At 35.0% G+C, this 18,241-nt stretch carries 16 protein-coding genes; all 16 read right to left on the bottom strand.

The window, feature by feature from the left end:
- Positions 1 to 19: 19 nt before the first annotated feature.
- Entirely contained in the window at positions 20 to 1,015 is a 996-nt protein-coding gene (locus ACFQ19_RS13490) for a dihydroxyacetone kinase subunit DhaK (RefSeq protein WP_379592930.1), read from the bottom strand.
- A gap of 84 nt (positions 1,016 to 1,099) precedes the next feature.
- Positions 1,100 to 1,903: a class I fructose-bisphosphate aldolase gene (locus ACFQ19_RS13485; RefSeq protein ID WP_379592928.1), complete on the bottom strand. Its 804-nt coding sequence runs from the start codon at positions 1,901 to 1,903 to the stop codon at positions 1,100 to 1,102.
- A 96-nt stretch (positions 1,904 to 1,999) separates the two neighbouring features.
- The gene (gene tkt / locus ACFQ19_RS13480) at positions 2,000 to 4,018 is read right to left on the bottom strand and encodes a transketolase (RefSeq protein ID WP_379592926.1); all 2,019 of its coding nucleotides are present in this window, start codon (positions 4,016 to 4,018) and stop codon (positions 2,000 to 2,002) included.
- A 104-nt stretch (positions 4,019 to 4,122) separates the two neighbouring features.
- Positions 4,123 to 4,782 (bottom strand): dihydroxyacetone kinase subunit DhaL, encoded by a 660-nt coding sequence (gene dhaL, locus ACFQ19_RS13475; protein WP_379592924.1) that lies wholly within the window; start codon positions 4,780 to 4,782, stop codon positions 4,123 to 4,125.
- Between the two features lie 21 nt (positions 4,783 to 4,803).
- A complete protein-coding gene (locus ACFQ19_RS13470; RefSeq protein ID WP_379592922.1) occupies positions 4,804 to 5,793 on the bottom strand; it encodes a dihydroxyacetone kinase subunit DhaK in 990 nt (329 codons plus the stop codon).
- Between the two features lie 83 nt (positions 5,794 to 5,876).
- Positions 5,877 to 6,785, bottom strand: coding sequence for a dihydrodipicolinate synthase family protein (locus tag ACFQ19_RS13465; protein WP_379592920.1), 909 nt, complete (start codon positions 6,783 to 6,785; stop codon positions 5,877 to 5,879).
- Between the two features lie 64 nt (positions 6,786 to 6,849).
- Positions 6,850 to 8,331 (bottom strand): tripartite tricarboxylate transporter permease, encoded by a 1,482-nt coding sequence (locus tag ACFQ19_RS13460; protein WP_379592918.1) that lies wholly within the window; start codon positions 8,329 to 8,331, stop codon positions 6,850 to 6,852.
- A gap of 15 nt (positions 8,332 to 8,346) precedes the next feature.
- Positions 8,347 to 8,781, bottom strand: a complete 435-nt coding sequence (locus tag ACFQ19_RS13455) for a tripartite tricarboxylate transporter TctB family protein (RefSeq protein WP_379592916.1) — start codon at positions 8,779 to 8,781, stop codon at positions 8,347 to 8,349.
- Between the two features lie 122 nt (positions 8,782 to 8,903).
- On the bottom strand, positions 8,904 to 9,890 hold the full coding sequence (locus ACFQ19_RS13450; protein ID WP_379592914.1) for a tripartite tricarboxylate transporter substrate binding protein: 987 nt from the start codon (positions 9,888 to 9,890) through the stop codon (positions 8,904 to 8,906).
- Between the two features lie 48 nt (positions 9,891 to 9,938).
- On the bottom strand, positions 9,939 to 10,919 hold the full coding sequence (locus tag ACFQ19_RS13445; protein WP_379592912.1) for a 2-hydroxyacid dehydrogenase: 981 nt from the start codon (positions 10,917 to 10,919) through the stop codon (positions 9,939 to 9,941).
- A gap of 65 nt (positions 10,920 to 10,984) precedes the next feature.
- Positions 10,985 to 11,890, bottom strand: coding sequence for a sugar phosphate isomerase/epimerase family protein (locus ACFQ19_RS13440; RefSeq protein ID WP_379592910.1), 906 nt, complete (start codon positions 11,888 to 11,890; stop codon positions 10,985 to 10,987).
- Between the two features lie 1,290 nt (positions 11,891 to 13,180).
- Positions 13,181 to 14,191: a C-terminal binding protein gene (locus ACFQ19_RS13435; protein ID WP_379592908.1), complete on the bottom strand. Its 1,011-nt coding sequence runs from the start codon at positions 14,189 to 14,191 to the stop codon at positions 13,181 to 13,183.
- An 82-nt stretch (positions 14,192 to 14,273) separates the two neighbouring features.
- On the bottom strand, positions 14,274 to 14,417 hold the full coding sequence (locus tag ACFQ19_RS13430) for a hypothetical protein (RefSeq protein ID WP_379592906.1): 144 nt from the start codon (positions 14,415 to 14,417) through the stop codon (positions 14,274 to 14,276).
- Between the two features lie 434 nt (positions 14,418 to 14,851).
- Positions 14,852 to 15,685 carry a sugar phosphate isomerase/epimerase family protein gene (locus ACFQ19_RS13425; protein WP_379592904.1) on the bottom strand — a complete coding sequence of 278 codons (834 nt, stop codon included), beginning with the start codon at positions 15,683 to 15,685 and terminating at the stop codon, positions 14,852 to 14,854.
- An 83-nt stretch (positions 15,686 to 15,768) separates the two neighbouring features.
- Positions 15,769 to 17,151 (bottom strand): GntP family permease, encoded by a 1,383-nt coding sequence (locus ACFQ19_RS13420; RefSeq protein ID WP_379592902.1) that lies wholly within the window; start codon positions 17,149 to 17,151, stop codon positions 15,769 to 15,771.
- A 126-nt stretch (positions 17,152 to 17,277) separates the two neighbouring features.
- Entirely contained in the window at positions 17,278 to 18,240 is a 963-nt protein-coding gene (locus ACFQ19_RS13415; protein ID WP_379592900.1) for a 3-hydroxyacyl-CoA dehydrogenase family protein, read from the bottom strand.
- Between the last annotated feature and the right edge of the window lies 1 nt (position 18,241).

Raw genomic sequence — 18,241 nt, 5'->3', positions numbered from 1 at the left:
CATAAACGCTTATATTGTATTATAACTTTTTATAATAAGGGGCTATTGCAGGAACATCGTATAAATCTTTTAATTCCTCATCTAATTGAAAAAGTGTAATGGAAAATCCCGCCATCTCTTGCGTTGTACAATAACTATTTGCATCCATAGCATAGATAGTTATACCCTTTTCTGCTAAAACTTCTCCTACTCTTTTATTAACTATCAATAGTTCCATCAATGTTGTCGAGCCAAGACCATTAACTAGTACACAGACTTCGCTACCTTTAGTAACTGTACTCTCTTCCAGGATTCTTTCTGCCATAATATTAACTAATTCATCTGCTGGCATCATTTTCTTTTTTTCTACACCTGGTTCACCATGTATCCCTAAACCCAGTTCTATTTCATCTTCCTCAAGAATAAAATTGGGTTCTGTTTCTCCCGGAATAGTCCCCGGTGACAGGGCAACTCCCATTGAAAAAGTATTCTCATTTGCTTTCTTTGTTACCCTTACTACTTCATCTAAAGGCATTCCTTTTTCAGCTGCAGCACCTGCGATTTTAATCACAAACATATCTCCTGCTATTCCTCTACGTTCTTCTTTTTTTTCAGCAGGAGCAGAAGCTATATCATCACTTACTCGCACTGTTTCAACTTTAATTCCTTCCATCTCTAGTAATTCAGCAGCCATGTCAAAATTCAAAACATCCCCGCTATAATTACCATAGACAAATATAACTCCTTGATCAGCATGAATTGTTTTTGCAACTTCTGTAATTGTATCCGGGGTTGGTGCAGCAAATAAATTCCCTAAGGCAACACCATCTGCTAATCCTTCTCCAATTAGCCCTAAGAACAATGGTTCATGGCCACTTCCTCCGCCTACTAGTACTCCTACTTTATCTTTTAAATTTTTACACACAATCCCTGTATGATTTTCTAGTTTTTTATAAGAGTGTTTATTTGCCATCACAAATCCATCGATTGTCTCTTGTACAGCATCACTAGGATGATTAATAACTTTTTTACTCATATACTCTCTCTCCTCTCGTAATTTAATTACATTATTTAAAGCATATTTCTATTATAATTACTATTTTATTAATAAGAGATTTGATTATCCACTCATTACATGATGATAAATATCTAAAGCCTCTTCTGGAGGTTTTTCAAGATGAATAATAGCGTTTAAACCCGCTACAACGCCAATCGGGTTACTATTCAAAGTAATTTTCCTTCCAACCGCGACTCCCTTAGCGCCTACCTGCATACAGTGATAGACATACTTGAAATAAGTTAGAATATCTTGTGTTTCTGGTCCCCCTAATACTACTACCGGTTTTTTAGCGGAACGAATAATTTCAGAATCCTCAGCGTCACCTCTTAACCTTGTTTTGATAATATCTGCTCCCAACTCTGTTCCCACTCTTGAAGCAGCTGCAATAAATTCAGTCTGATTAGATTCCGGGGTAGTAACATGATAGCTATAAGGTAACGTTTCACAAAAGTATGGGATATTCCAAGTTTCCGACTCCCTTGCAATATTCCACGCTATTTGATGTGAATTCATTTCATTCTCTGAACCAGGAAAAGTCATTGTCATTACACCGTCTGCGCCTAACTTTATTGCATCTTCAACAGATAAAAGTTGCGATGTTCTCGGAACATTATTTCCAAATATATCACTGGAAACATCTGCACGAATAATCATACCTAAATCAGTAAAGGAATCCACATACATTTTAGCCATGCCATAAGTAGTAATAACTGCATTCAAGCCATGTTCAGCTAACTCAGGGAGAAGGTTTATTGTTTTATCTATTCCATCTACTTTAAGAGAAAAATAATAAGCATCAAGCGCAAGGATAATTGTTTTTCCATTCTCTGAAAATATCCTTGATAATTTCCTTTTCTTAGACATTCCACTCTTCCTCCTTCCAGCATATCTAACCACTATATTTAATTGTAAGTATGAATACACTCTTTCAAACAAGAGAGAAAAAATGCTATTTCTACATTATTCTCCTCCAATAATATGCTTTATTTTAGTAACAATATTTTCTACAGTAAATCCATATTCTTTTATAAGCTTATCTCCATTACCCGAAGCACCGAATGTATCAATACCAATAGATAAGCCTTCATTGCCAACATAACGATCCCACCCAAATGGAGAAGCCATTTCAACAGAAATTCTGTTTTTTACTTGAGGCAATAAAACACTATCTTTATATTTTTGATCCTGCAATTCAAACCGATCCCAAGAAGGCATACTTACTACAGAAACATCTATATATTTCTCCCACAAAACTTTTTGAGCCTCTACGGCTAACTGAACTTCAGAACCAGTAGCAATAATGATGGCATCAGGAGTCTCCTTAGAAGAATCACTCACGACATAAGCACCTTTTTTCACACCTTCATAAGCATTTTCTTGTGTTCCTGGTAAAGTCGGCAAGTTTTGTCTCGATAATACTAAAGCTGTTGGTTGTTCCGTTGACTCCAGCGCAAGTCTCCATGCTGCCTGCGTTTCATTGCCATCTGCTGGTCTGATAAGAGATAATCCTGGCATTGCCCGGAAAGAAGCTAAATGTTCCACCGGTTCATGAGTCGGACCGTCTTCTCCGACTGCAATGGAATCATGCGTCCAAACATATGCCACTGGTAGTTTCATTAAAGACGACAGTCTTACTGCTGAACGCAGATAATCACTAAATACAAAGAAGGTGCCGCCAAAGACTTTTAATCCACCATGAAGCACTATTCCATTCAGTGCTGCTGCCATCGCAAATTCACGCACTCCAAACCAAATATTTTTCCCGGCATAATCAACCTTTGAAAAATCAGATACATCCTTTATCGTTGTTTTATTCGATCCGGCTAAATCCGCGCTGCCTCCAATCAAATTGGGTATATTCTTTGCTATGGCATTTAAAACTTCGCCAGATGATGCTCGTGTTGCAAGAGAAGAGCCTGTTTCATAGACAGGAAGATCATCAGTCCAATTATCTGGCAGCTCTCCCTTTATCGCCAATTGTAAACGCTCTCCTTCTTCCGGATACTTTTCTGTATAAGCTCGAAGTAGTTCGTCCCAATCAGTTTCTGCTTTAGCACCTTTTTTTGCTACTTTATTTTTAAAATCTTCATATACTTGTTCTGGAACGTGAAAATCATCATATTCCCATTGGTAATTTTCTTTCGTAAGTTGCGTTTCCTCTTCTCCAAGTGGTGCACCATGTGCAGAAGAAGATCCTGATTTATTTGGGGATCCATATCCAATCACTGTTTTCACTTCAATTAGTGTCGGCTGTTCCGTATTTTGTCTGGCAGCTTCCATTGCTTTTTTCAATGTATGTATATCGTTACCATCTTCCACACGAATAACTTCCCAACCGTAGCTTTGAAAACGTTCCTGCACATTTTCCGAAAAAGATCTGTCCAAATCACCATCCAGGGAAATATCATTGGAATCATATAAAACAATCAGTTTCCCTAGGCCGAGATGCCCAGCTAAAGAAGCTGTTTCATGAGAAATCCCTTCCATTAAATCTCCATCACCCACAAGGGTAAACGTATGATGGTCAACTATATTGAAATCAACCTTATTATACGTAGCGGCTAAGTGCGTTTCAGCTATTGCCATCCCGACAGCTGTCGCAATCCCCTGACCAAGCGGACCTGTTGTTGTTTCTACCCCATCGGTATGATGCACTTCCGGATGCCCTGGCGTTTTAGATCCCCATTGACGAAAGTTTTTCAGGTCATCTAAAGAGAGGTCATACCCAGATAAATGAAGTAAACTGTAAAGAAGCATAGAGCCGTGACCTGCAGAAAGTACAAACCGATCCCGGTTGAACCACTGGGAATTATTCGGGTTGTGCGTCATAAATTCCGTCCATAGTGTATAAGCCATCGGAGCGGCTCCCATAGGCAAACCAGGATGTCCTGAATTTGCTTTTTCAATCGCATCAATGGATAATGTACGAATGGCATCAATAGATAATTGTTCTGTTGATAAGGCTGCTGTATTTGTCATTTCAAATCACCTTTTCCATTTTTTATATAAGCTGATGGTTGCCATCTCATTAATAATATAGAGGCATATACTAGAAAATGCCTCTATATTAAAATCGATTCTGTCTATTTATTTAATTGCTCTACCCATTCTCTCATGGATTTAAAGATAATCCATACACTTGTAGCACCAGCATCCTGATTACCCAGCGCTCTATCACCTAAAGATTTTGCTCTTCCGAATTTCGCGATGTAATTCTTAGAATTTTCTACCCCCTCAGCGGCCTTTTCTTCTGCTTTTTTTAAGGCCTCTAAAAGGGTTGCAGATTCAGATGCGCTTTCCTTTAATCCATCAACAGCCGGTTCCAAAGCATCAATCATTGTTTTATCTCCTAAATTTGCTTTGCCTCGTTGCTTAATTGCTTCTAAAGAAGCACTAAAAATATCCGAAATTGTAGGTACATCCAACTCACTTTTAGGATCCAGTCCCTTTACACCACCAAGAAACATGGACCCGAAAATGACACCAGAGGCTCCTCCCATTGATTGCACCATTGACATGCCTGTTGTTTTAAAAATATCATTAATCGTTGTAAACTCTTTATCTTTTAAATTCTCTTCTACTTTTTCAAATCCCACTGACATGCCAATGCCATGGTCTCCATCACCAATCGCACTATCCACTTTTGTTAACAGCGGCTTGTTTTCTCTGATTTTTTCTCCTGCATAAAGAATCATCTCTTTTGTTTGCGAAACGTCTAATTTATTGATGCCTGTTGTTGTCATTTTAACTTCCTCCTGCCTTCATTATTTTTTATAATAAGGTGCATTTGCCGGAGCATCATAATATGTTTTTAATTCATCATCCAGTTTCAATAAGGAAATTGAAAACCCTCCCATTTCTTGCGTTGTACAATAATTATTAACATCCATATCATGCATGCGGATTCCTTTTTCCTCCAGAATTTGTGCTACTTTACGATTAACAATAAATAATTCCATCAATGTTGTTGAACCAAGTCCATTGATTAAAACACTAATTTCATCACCTGTTGTCAATTTGCTTTCATCTAGTAACTTTTCCATTAATTGATTTGTAAGCTCATCAGCCGGCATAAGTTTTGTCCGTTCCATTCCCGGCTCGCCATGGATTCCCATCCCCAGCTCTATTTCATCATCTGCTAGTGTAAACGTAGGCTCACCAGAATCAGGAATAGTCCCTGGCGATAAGGCAACCCCAATAGAGTAAGTATGTTCATTTGCTTTTTGCGCTGCCGCTGTCACTTCTTCCAAAGAAAGACCTTTCTCCGCTGCTGCTCCTGCTACTTTAATAACAAAAATATCTCCTGCAATCCCGCGACGATCTTGTTGTCTTTCAATCGGAGCGGAAACAACATCGTCTGTTACTCTAACCGTTGTCGTCTGCACATCTTCAAATTCAAGCAACTCTGCTGCCATATCAAAGTTCAGAACATCTCCCTCATAGTTCCCGTATATAAATAAAGCTCCTTTTCCAGCATCTGCTACTTTCACCACTTCTTGAATCGTGTTTGGAGTTGGTGCTGCAAAAACATTACCTATCGCTACTGCATCTGCAAGTCCATCGCCAACAACGCCAAAGAAAAGAGGTTCATGACCACTGCCACCGCCAGTAACCACAGCTACTTTATCTTTTAATTCTTTCTTAACAAGTCCGTTTACTCCGTCCAGTTTTTGGAAATCATCTTGATGTGCACGCATGATTCCTTCTAACATTTCTGCTACGACATCGCCTGGGTGATTGATGACTTTTTTCAAATGAAAAACCTCCTTTGTTATCTTTTATGTACTGTGTTGTAAATCTCTTTCCTTTAGCTTTTTAAAAGAAAGAGATCCACAAATTATAATAACTTTACAGATTTCAATATTGACACTAATTCTTTCACCTTTTCTTCACTCAATTTTCTAGTTGGTGGAAGCACATGTGTCGAAATATCTAATCCTCTTAATTTCATTGCTTCTTTAACTACATTTATAAATGGTGAGTCCAACTTATATATAGTCGGAAGTAATGCTAAGGTTCGGTGTAGTTCGATAGCTCTCTCAAAATCTTTTGCAATATATGCATTATATGTTCCTACTGACACCTCTGGAGCAAAATTCGCACTTGCACATATCGCTCCATCACCGCCTAAAGTAAGGGTATTTAATAAATGGTCATCAAAACCTGAAAATACACAGAAATCTTTATGCTTTGCTTTTACCGTAAAGATAATGTCGCGGATATGTGAAACGGATTCGACCGTTTCTTTAATCCCTACGATATTGTCATATCGGTTGGCCAATTCCAGAACAAGCTCCGGACTCAAGTCTTGCCCAGTTAAATTTGGGAAATTATATAAAAGAATTGGTAACTCAACAGCTTCAGCAATATCACCAAAATGTTTTATTAAATTTTCTTCCGTTAACTGCCAGTAATATGGATTAATAACAACAATACCATCTGCTCCAATTTTTTCTGCATGTTCACTCAATAAAATAGCTTCTTTTGTATTCGAGCTTCCAGTTCCTATAAGAACTGGCACTCTTTTATTCACGTAGTTTGTGGTAAATTCTGCAACTTTTTTTCTTTCTTCTACAGACATTTGTGTGAATTCTCCACCACTACCTAAAAAGAATAGACCGTTAACACCAGAATCTATTAAATAATCTATCACCAATGCCATTCCGTTTGTGTCTAGTTTGCCTTGATCATTTAAAATTATTGAAACAGGGGGGATAATTCCTTTGAATTCTTTAATTGTTTTCATTAAAAATCTCCTTTATTAAATAAACTTAATAATGCATTATGTTTTCATTGCAATAACAATCTTTCTAACTATTTTTTTTCCCCCTATTTATTTTTTTGAGAATTAAAGGGGCAAATAAAGTCAAGACTGTTAATATTAATAAAGTTGCTGATATCGGCCTAGTAAAGACAGTCATAAAATCACCATTAGATAGGGATAACGTTCTTCTTAAATTTGATTCCATCATTGGTCCCAATATCAAAGCTAAAACCAAAGGTGAAGCAGAGAACTCATATCTAATCATTAAGTATCCTATAATCCCTGCAATAAGCATGACATAGACATCAAATATACTATTATTCAATGCATACGAACCAACAGCACACAATGTTAAAATAATTGGGGCTAAAATAACTTTTGGAATTTCTAACACTTTTACAAATAACCTTATACCTAACAACCCTAAAACTATAATTAAAATGTTCGCTAAAAACATACCTATAAATAAGGAGTATACCAATTCCCCATTTTGTTGATACAGTTGAGGTCCAGGTTGTAATCCTTGAACCATCAAAGCTCCTAAAAGAACAGCTGTAACAGCATCTCCTGGTATGCCTAGAGTTAATAATGGAATCATTGCTCCACCAGTCGTAGCATTATTTGCAGACTCCGGTGCTGCAACTCCATTTATATTTCCTTCTTCAAATTCTTTTTTATCTTTTGCAGTCATTGAAGCTACGTTATAAGCTACAAAACACGCAATATCCCCACCAGCTCCAGGTATCATTCCTATACCAGTACCTATTCCAGCAGATTGTAAAATAGTTTGAATCACCGTCTTAAATTCTTTCCATTTCAATTTTACAACTTCCACTTTTTTTACTGATTGATTCTTTAGACTGCCTTCAAGCGAATGAAAGGCTTGAGCAGCAGCAAATACTCCAATCATTACAGGGATGAAATTTATTCCCCCAGTTAAATTATAATTTCCAAATGTAAAACGAGGATATCCATTGATAGGATCGACTCCAACAGTACTTATAATTAGTCCCACCGCTGCAACAATTAGCCCTTTTACTAAAGATTTACCTGCTACACTAGTTATAATAGCTAAGCCAAATACCGTTAAAGCAAATATCTCTTGCGCACTAAAATTTAATGCAAATCTGGCTAATTGAGGTGCTATGATTAGTAATATGATTACGCTAATTATTCCTCCTATTCCTGAGGACAGGGTAGAAACGGTCAATGCTTTATAAGCTAACCCTCTCTGAGTCAACTTGTAACCGGCAATTGCAGTTGCTGCTGAAGAAGGAGTTCCCGGTGTATTTAATAAAATTGCCGCAAGACAACCACCATATATAGAACCAAAGTAAACTCCTATAAGTAGCAAAATGCCTGGTAATGGGTCCATACCAAATGTTATCGGCAAGATTAACGCTACCCCCATTGTAGCTGTTAACCCCGGCAAAGAACCTATTGATATTCCAATTACACAACCTAAAAACAAAATTGACACAGTGCCTATATCTATGAAGTTACTAAATGATTGCATAAACAGTTCCATAATTCTAACCTCCTTTTAAAATAATAATCCTTCAGGTAGAGGCACATTCAATAATTGTTGAAATAGCAAGTAAATAAATACGATAATACCTATTGGTAAAATCAAATAATAAAATTTATTTCTTTCTTTAGAAATTACTAAAAGCATAATTAGAAATATAATTGCGCTTACATAAAAACCTAATATTGGAATCAATATTATGAAAATAGTAAAAGTAAGAATATACATTATAATTTTCACAATGTTTCCTTTTCCTTCTTCATTGTTTATAAATATACTTTTAAATAATAAAATAACTCCTAAAATTGTTAAAAAAGAAGCATATATCTTCGGCATAAAAGCTGATCCTACATCTTCTCCTGGAGTGCTCGGGAAACTGTTTGTATAAAAAAATACTAATATACCTCCTATGATGAAAATAGTACTAGCAATTATATTTGATGTTTTCATAATATCTATACCTCCTGTCCCCCTATAGTATTAGTACACATTAATATAATTATTATATGTATAATTCATAACAGTAGTTATAGAAATACTGTTATGAATTATATTTTTTTACAAGTTTAATATTATTCGTTTAAACCTGCTTCGTTAATAATTTCTTCAAATGATTCATGATCATTTTCCATATCTTCTCTAAACCCGTCTGCGTCTTTGACAGAAATGCCAAAACCATTATTAGACATAAATTCTTCGTATTCTTCTGACTCAGCTGCTTCCAAGAAAGCCTCTTGTAACTCCTCTATTACTTCATCAGGCGTATCTTTAGGTACCATTACACCTCTCCATAACCCAGTATTTACTGGCTCCACTCCCTCTTCTTCTAAAGTAGGTACATCCGGCATAGCATCTGATCTTTCATCTGACATGACTGCTAAGGTTTTTAATTCGCCGGCTTCAACTTGTTCCAAAACTTCTCCAGGACTGGCTGTTACCGCTTCAATATGTCCGCCTAAAAGAGCAGTAATCGACGGAGCCGCTCCATCAAAAGGAACAAAATCCAACTCAATGTCATTCTCTAATGCAAATGTTTCAGAAGCAAGGTGCCAAATAGCTCCAAAACCAGAACCACCTACACGAATCTCTCCAGGGTTATTTTTAGCATATTCTATAAATTCTTCAACAGTATCATAGGGAGCATCTGCCGGAACAGTAATAGCAGCAGGATCAAAATTAACTTGAGCTACAGGCTCAAAATCTTCATAAGTAACATCAGCTAAATCTAAATGAGGTAACATTGTTAATTCAATTGTTCCAAATGTTAAATTCAGACCATCTGCTGGAGCTGCAGCTCCTTCTGCCATGCCAACTGCTCCTCCTCCTCCCGGTGTATTAACAACTCCAATAGAAGCATCTAAATTTTCTGCTGCTTCAGCGGCAATAGACCTGGCTACAACGTCTGATCCGCCACCTGCAGCGTGAGGAACTATCATTTGAATTGTTTCACCAGCGAGTACATTTTCCTCCCCATTTGATGAGTCAGCCTCGCCCTCTGAATTACTACAACCAGCAATAATTAATAGAAATAATAAAAAGATTAATACTATTTTCTTCATTTTGTACCTCCTGAATATTCTTAATTTTTTATTTAATAAATTTCCACTTTAAATTATTAAACCTTTTAATTCTTTTACAACATCTCTTGGAACATGCCCTGTTACACCAGCAACTAGATTTTCAGCAGCTCTCATCGCCATACACTCTCTTGCTTCTTTTGTAGCGGAAGCCATATGGGGGGTAGTAACAACATTTTTCATTTCTAGTAATGGATTTTTTAAATCTATTGGCTCTTCTTCAAAAACATCTAATCCAGCTCCAGCTATTTCTTTATTAATTAATGCTTCTGTCAGCGCTTTTTCATTTACTACTTGTCCTCTTGAGCAATTAAAAAATAATGCATCTGTTTTCATCATTTTAAATTCTTCTTTATCAAAAAAATGAAAAGTTTGTTCTGTTAATGGAAGCATAGATAATATAAAATCAGCGTTTTCTAATAAGATGTCTTTTTCTCTATATTCTACTCCATATTCATTTTCTAGATCTAAACGACGATGTCTATTATTATAAATAACCTCCATGTTAAAACCTTTTACAGCACGCCTAACAATTTTTTCACCTATTCTACCCATTCCAAATATCCCCAATGTCGAATGATGCACATCCTTACCAAAAAAATCTTGGTTATCATTTTTCTTCCACTTTTTATTTTTTACATACCTATCAAATTCAGATAATTTTCTCGCTGTCATAATCATTATTCCGAATGTTAGATCTGCTACAGTTTCGTCAAGGACATATGGAGTATGAGTTCCAATAACCTTTCTCCTTTGCATAGCATCAATATCAAAAGTATCATATCCAGCTGATATATGACTGACAACCTTTAATTTAGGTGCTTTTGTTAGAAATTGTTCTGTAATATACGCTTTAGGGGTCATAAGTCCATCAATATCAGATATTTCTTTTGTAAACAGTTCTTCAGGGATTGGCTTTTCCTCTCTCCATATTTTGTAATCACAATGTTCACCTATATATTTTTCTACCTTTTTTGAAATGGGCTTTGTAATAAATACTTTAGGTTTCAAAATTTGTCCACTCCTCATTGTTCATCGAAGTTATAAGATTAAGAAGCTAGGCAATTGATAATATTTTAATTAAAATAATTCTGATTTTTCAGTAACGAATTATTTAAGATATTCCTACTTATTTTTTCGTTATCCAAATAATCATTAATATCTTTTCCTCTTACCTCTATAGCAATACGTAAACCTTGTTGTTTTCTCACATCAAGCTCTACTGCTTTTCTTAAAATAGAAGTTATTTTATCGATTGTTAAAAACCCCGGCTCTCCAATTGGCATATGATAATCACCATATAAATGATTTTTCTTGTCCAGAACGGCATTGGAAAAATGAATTTGATGCGTCTCATGCTTTGCTTCTTCCAAAGCTTCATGAATATCTTCTCCATTTAACGCTGCATGTGCTGTATCAAAAGCCAAACCAATATTTTTAAATTGTTTTTCTACACGGTTAATTAATCCCACTGCTTCATTTGTTGGTCCTATTATTCTTTTTTTATGAGCGTCACGATCCAGCGGCTCTACTAAAACATTCATATGATAGGCAGCTGCTTCTTCACAAATTTCACATATACTTTCGTATAAACCTTCCATGGCTTCTTCACGCAGATTATCACCCGGATCTTTTCCCGTTACAAAAGCAATGTTGGACGCTCCACACTCTGCTGCTTCATAAATGCTTTCTTTTAATTGTTTCACAGATTCCTTTCTTAACTTAGAATCAATGGAGGAAACGTCTAACCCATTTTTATCAATCAAAAAAGTTAACCATTGTGTTATCTCATATTGATTTTCTTTTGCTAAATCAGCAATCTGCTTCCGTTCAGCAGCCTGAGATACATCTCCAATTTCGAAAGAACGATAAAAATCTTCTTCTGATAATTGTTTTATAATATCTGCTGTGAATCCCGCTTTATCTTTTACCGGAAAGAAAATTTCTGGTATTAGCAAAGAAGGGATAAATCGATCAGTCATTCTGCTCACCCCCTGTTTGCAATCGATTTCATTTTTGTTTAACATTCTTCATATAATTTAAAATAACTTTACCTCTATCGTTCCGCAGCTTCGTTGGTTTTCTCTTCATTCATTACCTACCCTAGTTAACCGCTATCTTTTAGCATTTACACGATATAATGGGAAATTGATATCACCTGTTTTCATTTCATGCTGCTTTTTATGGTTGGAATAGTCTTTAACATGGACATATTTGATAACATAAAAGGTAATGTTAAGGTTGCTAAATACCTCTTTCACCTAATACTTGCTTCATTTTTTCCGGATTGTTTCGAAGCCTTCCCATCACTGCAACTTGAAAATCTACACCTTTAAATTCTGAATACTTACTACGTTTTGTTATATGCCTATTTATCAAAATCTAATTCGCAAGTTGATCTATGACAATCAAACTTAAATATTCATTTACAACCTCCCTATTCTATTAAAAATGTTTTGAAATCGGTTTCAATTTTCATAAGTTAATACTATCATTTATTTTCGATTTGTCAATATTTTTTTTCGTTTTTTTTTAATAGATATTATCTATGTTTCATTTATTAAATTTTATTATTGATTATTATTGTGAATCTCATTTTAGTTTTAGAGTAAGTATCAAAAATTATAAGTAACCTACCATGATACATAGTAATTAAACCAAATAAATAAAAATACTCGTAGTTCTTCTGTTTTATTTAGCCATATAAGTTTGTACCTAACAAAAAGCTTTCCTTTACAACCTTCATTAAAAGAAAAAACACATGACATTGCAGCACGTAGCAATGTCTACCTCTTAAGATTTCACACGATGGCTGAAACCATCTTCAATTAGATCGGAAACACACCTAAATACCATCAAACATGATTAACTGATAGTTGGCTTTACTTTTTTCTCTAAAAATGGCAAATCTACAATACAGTAATTTGTGATTTAAAATTTGGTATCATCTCCAATAGTAAAAAGAAAGATTTTACAGTAGTTTCAGAAAATAGCTATATATACTGGTTAAACCCGATAGCTATCGTCAGCATGAATTTAATTCAACATATTATAAATTTTTGAAAAATTATATTACACACTATTTGTATTATAAACTGGTTATATCAACCATTATGTGACAGAGGCGATGTATGCACAACGCAAAAAGGTGCACAAATCTTTCTACAACCTACCAGAGAAATTGTTTAATTTAATTATCGATCATATATTTTATTAAAGGCAAAACCTTTTCAACAAACAAAATCCTTCTCTTTACAAACAAGTAAGCTGTTTTAAAACTGATAACGTTCATTCATAACGAATGGTTTTAATCCTACCTTTTCTTTAACATCTTTATTTACAAGGTACTTTGGATATTGTCCATACAATAAAACATCGATTATTCCTAAAGCAGTTTTTGAACGCATTTCTTCAGCAGATTCTTCTGAATAACCTGCCATATGAGGAGTAAGTGTTACATTATCCATTGTTAAGAATGGATGGTTAGGGTCAATTGGTTCTGATTCCAAAACATCAAGACCAACACCAGCCACAGTTCCATTTTCTAAAGCTTCAATAAGTGATTTTTCATCAATAACAGGTCCTCTCGCTGTATTTACAAGATAGACACCCTTTTTCATCAATTTAAATTCTTTTGTTCCAATCATTCCTCTTGTACCTGCATTAAGTGGCGCATGTACTGAAATTACATCAGACTTCTCACATAATTCTTCTAATGATACAAGAGTTACATTACTCTCTTCAGCAATTTCTACTGATACAAAAGGATCTGATACAACAACATTCACTCCTAATGCTTGTAATTTCATCGCTAGTCTCCTAGGAATATTACCAAATCCAACTAATCCAATAGTTAACGTCTTTAACCTATAAACTGGTTTGGAAAGATTTACGTCCCAAGTACCATTCTTTACAATTTGGTTGGAAGAATTTATTTTTCGTAAAAGACTCATAATTAAAGCAAGGGAATGATCAGATACTTCATCAATTCCATAGTCAGGCACATTACCTATACAAATCCCTTTTTCCGTTGCTGCTCCTAAATCGATTGTATCTACGCCAACACCATACCGTGTAATTACTTTACAATTTGTTAATTCTCCAATAACCCTGCTAGAAATTGGTGCATAAAGATTAATAATTCCATCTGCATCGTGGCTGGCCTCAATTACCTCATCTTCTGTTTTACATTGCATTTTCACAAGTTCAATATTTTTACTATTGAGTATTTTTTCTTCATAACGTAAATCTCTATATTCATGATCTGTTATTACAACTTTCACTGTATTACCACCCTTCATATTCTTAAATTATCACTGTACCTAATGCCTTTTTTAGTATTGTTTGTTCTTAATTATCTTTCGTTTAAATAACAAGTTTCTTTTCTTCTTTATCCCTTACTTCGACAGCTACACGTAAGCCATTTTCTTGTATACTTAATTCTTTCGCTCTACGCAAAACCGAAATGATTTTTTCAATTGTTAAAAACTCAACAGCACCTATTTCCATATGCAAACCACCATATAAATTACTATTTGAATCAAGAACAACATTTGAAAAATGAACTTGATGGATAAGCAGTTTCCTTTTTTCACTAAATTAAAATATCCTCACTATTAAGTGCTGCATGAACGGTGTCAAACAGTCAAGCGGTTCAATCAAGAGATTTATTTCATACTCTTTTGCTGATTCAACAATTTCACATAAACTTTCATAAAGTCCTTCAGTTCCATAAACCCAATGTTCAACACCGGATACTTCCCCTGTTACAATCGCTATATTTTTTGTACCGATTTCTACAGATGTATATAAACTATCTTTAATTTTAATCTAGTGATAAGACACCAAGGTTATTTTCTTCAATTACCTCAGCAGCAAAACCTTTCTCCCATTTACATGGATGAAAGATTTCTGATATTAAAAAGCAAGGAAAAAATTCACACTCATGTTCCTTTTTCTCCTTTGACAATCGGATAAATATTTTTTTTTACATAATCACCAAGTTCCAAAATAACTTCACTTGTATCTTCGTGTTCCGAACCTGTTTCTTCTTCGAGCATAACCCACCCATTATAGCCACCATCTTTAAGTACATTTATACATTTTACAAAATCAATATCACCTTCCCCCGTTTTTTTCCATTCATTGTTTTTAGAAGCATCTTTAAAATGAACATGTTTAATCAAAGGTAATGCTTGTTTTATAATATCAGCGGCCTCCATTCCACCAAATTCAATATGGCCAGCATCAGGCGTATAACCCATATACCTGGGATCTAATCCATCAAAAAGAACATCATAGTCTTCTTTAAATCTCCAATAAGAAGTTACATAAGAAATAGGGTGTAGAGAAGTAATAATGCCATGATCTTCAATTGCACGTTTCCCTAACTCGTTTGCTCCCTTAATAATTTCTTTTTGTCTTTGTAGTAAATTATCTCGATTTTTTCCAACTCTAGATGGAACATTCATAATTGCACCAGGGAAATGTTTTAAATATTCGAAATAGTAATCTTCTAATTCTCTTTCTTTTGAAGAAGCTTCTCCTCCTTCAAAAGCATGTGGAATAGTTAAAGCAGCCAACTTTAGTCCTCTTTTATCGAGTTCTTCCTTAAACTTTTCAGGAGCATTTTTATATTCCCCTAATAATGAAATCTGCATGTCTAACCCCGTAAGTTCACTATTTTTAATATCATCCATAATCTGGTTCATGATGTCAGCCTCTTCATCGTAATCCAATACCCAAGTTGATCCTTGACATCCAAATTCCATTGCCATTTAAAATCCTCCCTCTATATAATACTTTATTGAAAGAACCCTATAAAAAATATAGAGTTCTTATTTTCAATTTTTCGTAATTGTCACATTAGAAATAGACTGAGAATCAAAGTTAATCCGAAACCTACTAACGAAATAATAGTGGCTAAAACCGTCCAAGATTTTAGTGTGTCTCCTACACTCATACCAAAATAACGATTTACCATCCAGAATCCCGAATCACTAACATGCGGTGCAATAACAGCACCTGAAGCAATAGTAATAACAAGTACCGCCATCATCGGGTCACTAATACTCATTGTACTTATTACTGGAGCAACTATACTAGAAGAGGTAACCATAGCAACAGTTACTGATCCAACTGCTATTCTTAACAAGGCTGCCGTTAGAAATGCAAACACAACTAGTGGCAACTGTACTTGTTCCATCGCACTTGCTAACACATCCCCCACTCCGGAAGCAACGAGCATTTCTCCGAATATTCCGCCAGCCCCTGTGATTAGAATAATAATCCCTGCAGGTTCAAGTGATTTGGTAGTAATTTGTTGAATTTCATCTTTTGAGTAGCCTCGTTTTGTACCAAAAATATAAAATGTTAATAAAGTAGTTATTGTAAGTGCAGCATAAGGATGACCGATAAATACTAAAATACCTCTTAAAACGGATCTCTCTTCTAAAATAAACGGTGCTAATGTGTTTAATAACATTAAAATTAAGGGTAATAGTATAATAGAAATAACACTGATGAAGCTAGGTAGTTCCTTTGGTTTTTCTTTTGCATCAGCCTTCTCTTCTAATTCAGCCAGTGCTGCTACCTGTTCATTCATTGCTTCTGGTACAGGTACATGAATTTTTTTCGAGATAAAGCTGCCAAACATTGGACCAGCTATAATCATTGCTGGTACACCAACTAAAATACCAAACAAGATAACCCAACCTAAGTCAGCTCCTATAATCGATGATGCAGCAATTGGCCCTGGTGTTGGTGGGATCATACCATGTGCAACAAGAAGTCCAGCCAACAATGGAACTCCAAAGTATAACAGAGATTTTTTAGTTTTATTCGCTAATGTATACAAAATTGGCATAAGAATAACTAATGCGACATCCAGAAATATTGGAATTGAAATAACCAACCCAGCTAGACCAAGTGCCCATGATGATCTTTTTTCACCAAACTTATTTATCATTGTTAACGCTAAACGCTCTGCACCACCTGACACTCTTAAAATTTCACCAAACATAGCGCCTAGTCCAATCACAATAGCAATAAATGCCACCGTTTCCCCCATACCCGTCTCAAAAGTTTCAATAATTTCATTTGGTGTCATCCCAACAGCTAGACCAACAATAAAACTTATCAATATAAGTGCCAAAAATGCTTGAAGCTTTTGCCTCATTACGAGAAACAATAGTGCGATAACCCCTAGAATGGCAACTAAAATTAACCATGTTGCCTCTCCCATATAATTCACTCCTTAACCATTACTATCCCCTTTAAAGATAACGCTTACATTTTTGAAAGAGTGAAAAATGATAAAAAGAATCTATTTTGACTCTTTATATATCACTTCTTCACTCACTCTAATCAATTAATTATTTATCTTCGTATTTGTATTTTTCATATCTTTTTTTAACCATTTAATTAATTCTTCTTCACGTTCATGTTCCTTTTGATTTATATATTCAGTTGTCCATTCATAGTAGCCTTTTCCAGTTTTCGGTCCATAATGACCATTATCCACTAATTCTTTCATAGCTGGGAAAATATCTTTTCTATCACTTAAATCTTCGAAAAGATAAGATGTAATGGAAGCATTTGTATTTAAACCTCCCATATCCATTGTCATAAATGGTCCAGTTATACCAAAGCGTCGTCCAAGACTGTATTGGATTGCAGCATCGATATCTTCCATTGAAGCAATTTCATTCTCGAGAAGGTATTGAGCTTCTCTAAAAATAGCGTACTGTAATCTATTACCAACTTGACCTAGTACATCTTTTTTAACAAGAATTGGTTTTTTGTTCATGGATTCAAGTAGTGCCAATGCACGTTCAATCGTTTCATCAGATGTTTGATTACCACGTACAACTTCAACTAATGGCATTAAATGAGCAGGAAGCCAAAAATGAGTTATAACAGTACGTTCAGGGACATTTGTTAATTTAGCAATTTCAGTTGCACTCAGACCAGATGTATTACTAGCTAATATTGTATTTTCAGAGCACATCTCATCTAATTGTTTAAAGAAGTTTTGTTTGAGCTCCAGATCTTCTGGTACTGCTTCAATTACAAATGTAGCATTAGAAACACATTCTTCTAATGAATCTGTAAATGTAATAGCATTTGTAATTTTCTCTTTTTCATTTTCATCAAAAATGTCATAACTTACTAATCCATTCAATTTAGCTTCTACCCCAGATTTAGCATGTTCAATATCTGCTTCATCCATTCCCCATACTGTCACATCAATTCCTGCCCAGGCCGCAGTTAAAGCTATAGAATGTCCCATGATTCCTGATCCAGCTATTGATAGTTGTTCATTATTAGGCATA

This window comes from Oceanobacillus locisalsi (assembly GCF_042675985.1).
GTDB classification, from domain to species: Bacteria; Bacillota; Bacilli; order Bacillales; family Amphibacillaceae; genus Oceanobacillus; species Oceanobacillus locisalsi.
The sequence above is the reverse complement of the archived record's forward strand: the minus strand, read 5'-3'. Positions and strand labels throughout refer to the sequence as shown.

Coding starts and splice junctions, on each gene's coding strand:
- ACFQ19_RS13430 (WP_379592906.1), bottom strand. CDS start 14,417: ATGGAAATAGGTGCTGTTGAGTTTTTAACAATTGAAAAAATCATTTCG.
- tkt (WP_379592926.1), bottom strand. CDS start 4,018: ATGACAAATACAGCAGCCTTATCAACAGAACAATTATCTATTGATGCC.
- ACFQ19_RS13460 (WP_379592918.1), bottom strand. CDS start 8,331: ATGGAACTGTTTATGCAATCATTTAGTAACTTCATAGATATAGGCACT.
- ACFQ19_RS13420 (WP_379592902.1), bottom strand. CDS start 17,151: ATGGGAGAGGCAACATGGTTAATTTTAGTTGCCATTCTAGGGGTTATC.
- ACFQ19_RS13465 (WP_379592920.1), bottom strand. CDS start 6,785: ATGAAAACAATTAAAGAATTCAAAGGAATTATCCCCCCTGTTTCAATA.
- ACFQ19_RS13485 (WP_379592928.1), bottom strand. CDS start 1,903: ATGTCTAAGAAAAGGAAATTATCAAGGATATTTTCAGAGAATGGAAAA.
- ACFQ19_RS13440 (WP_379592910.1), bottom strand. CDS start 11,890: ATGACTGATCGATTTATCCCTTCTTTGCTAATACCAGAAATTTTCTTT.
- ACFQ19_RS13425 (WP_379592904.1), bottom strand. CDS start 15,685: ATGGCAATGGAATTTGGATGTCAAGGATCAACTTGGGTATTGGATTAC.
- ACFQ19_RS13455 (WP_379592916.1), bottom strand. CDS start 8,781: ATGAAAACATCAAATATAATTGCTAGTACTATTTTCATCATAGGAGGT.
- ACFQ19_RS13490 (WP_379592930.1), bottom strand. CDS start 1,015: ATGAGTAAAAAAGTTATTAATCATCCTAGTGATGCTGTACAAGAGACA.
- ACFQ19_RS13450 (WP_379592914.1), bottom strand. CDS start 9,890: ATGAAGAAAATAGTATTAATCTTTTTATTATTTCTATTAATTATTGCT.
- dhaL (WP_379592924.1), bottom strand. CDS start 4,782: ATGACAACAACAGGCATCAATAAATTAGACGTTTCGCAAACAAAAGAG.
- ACFQ19_RS13415 (WP_379592900.1), bottom strand. CDS start 18,240: ATGCCTAATAATGAACAACTATCAATAGCTGGATCAGGAATCATGGGA.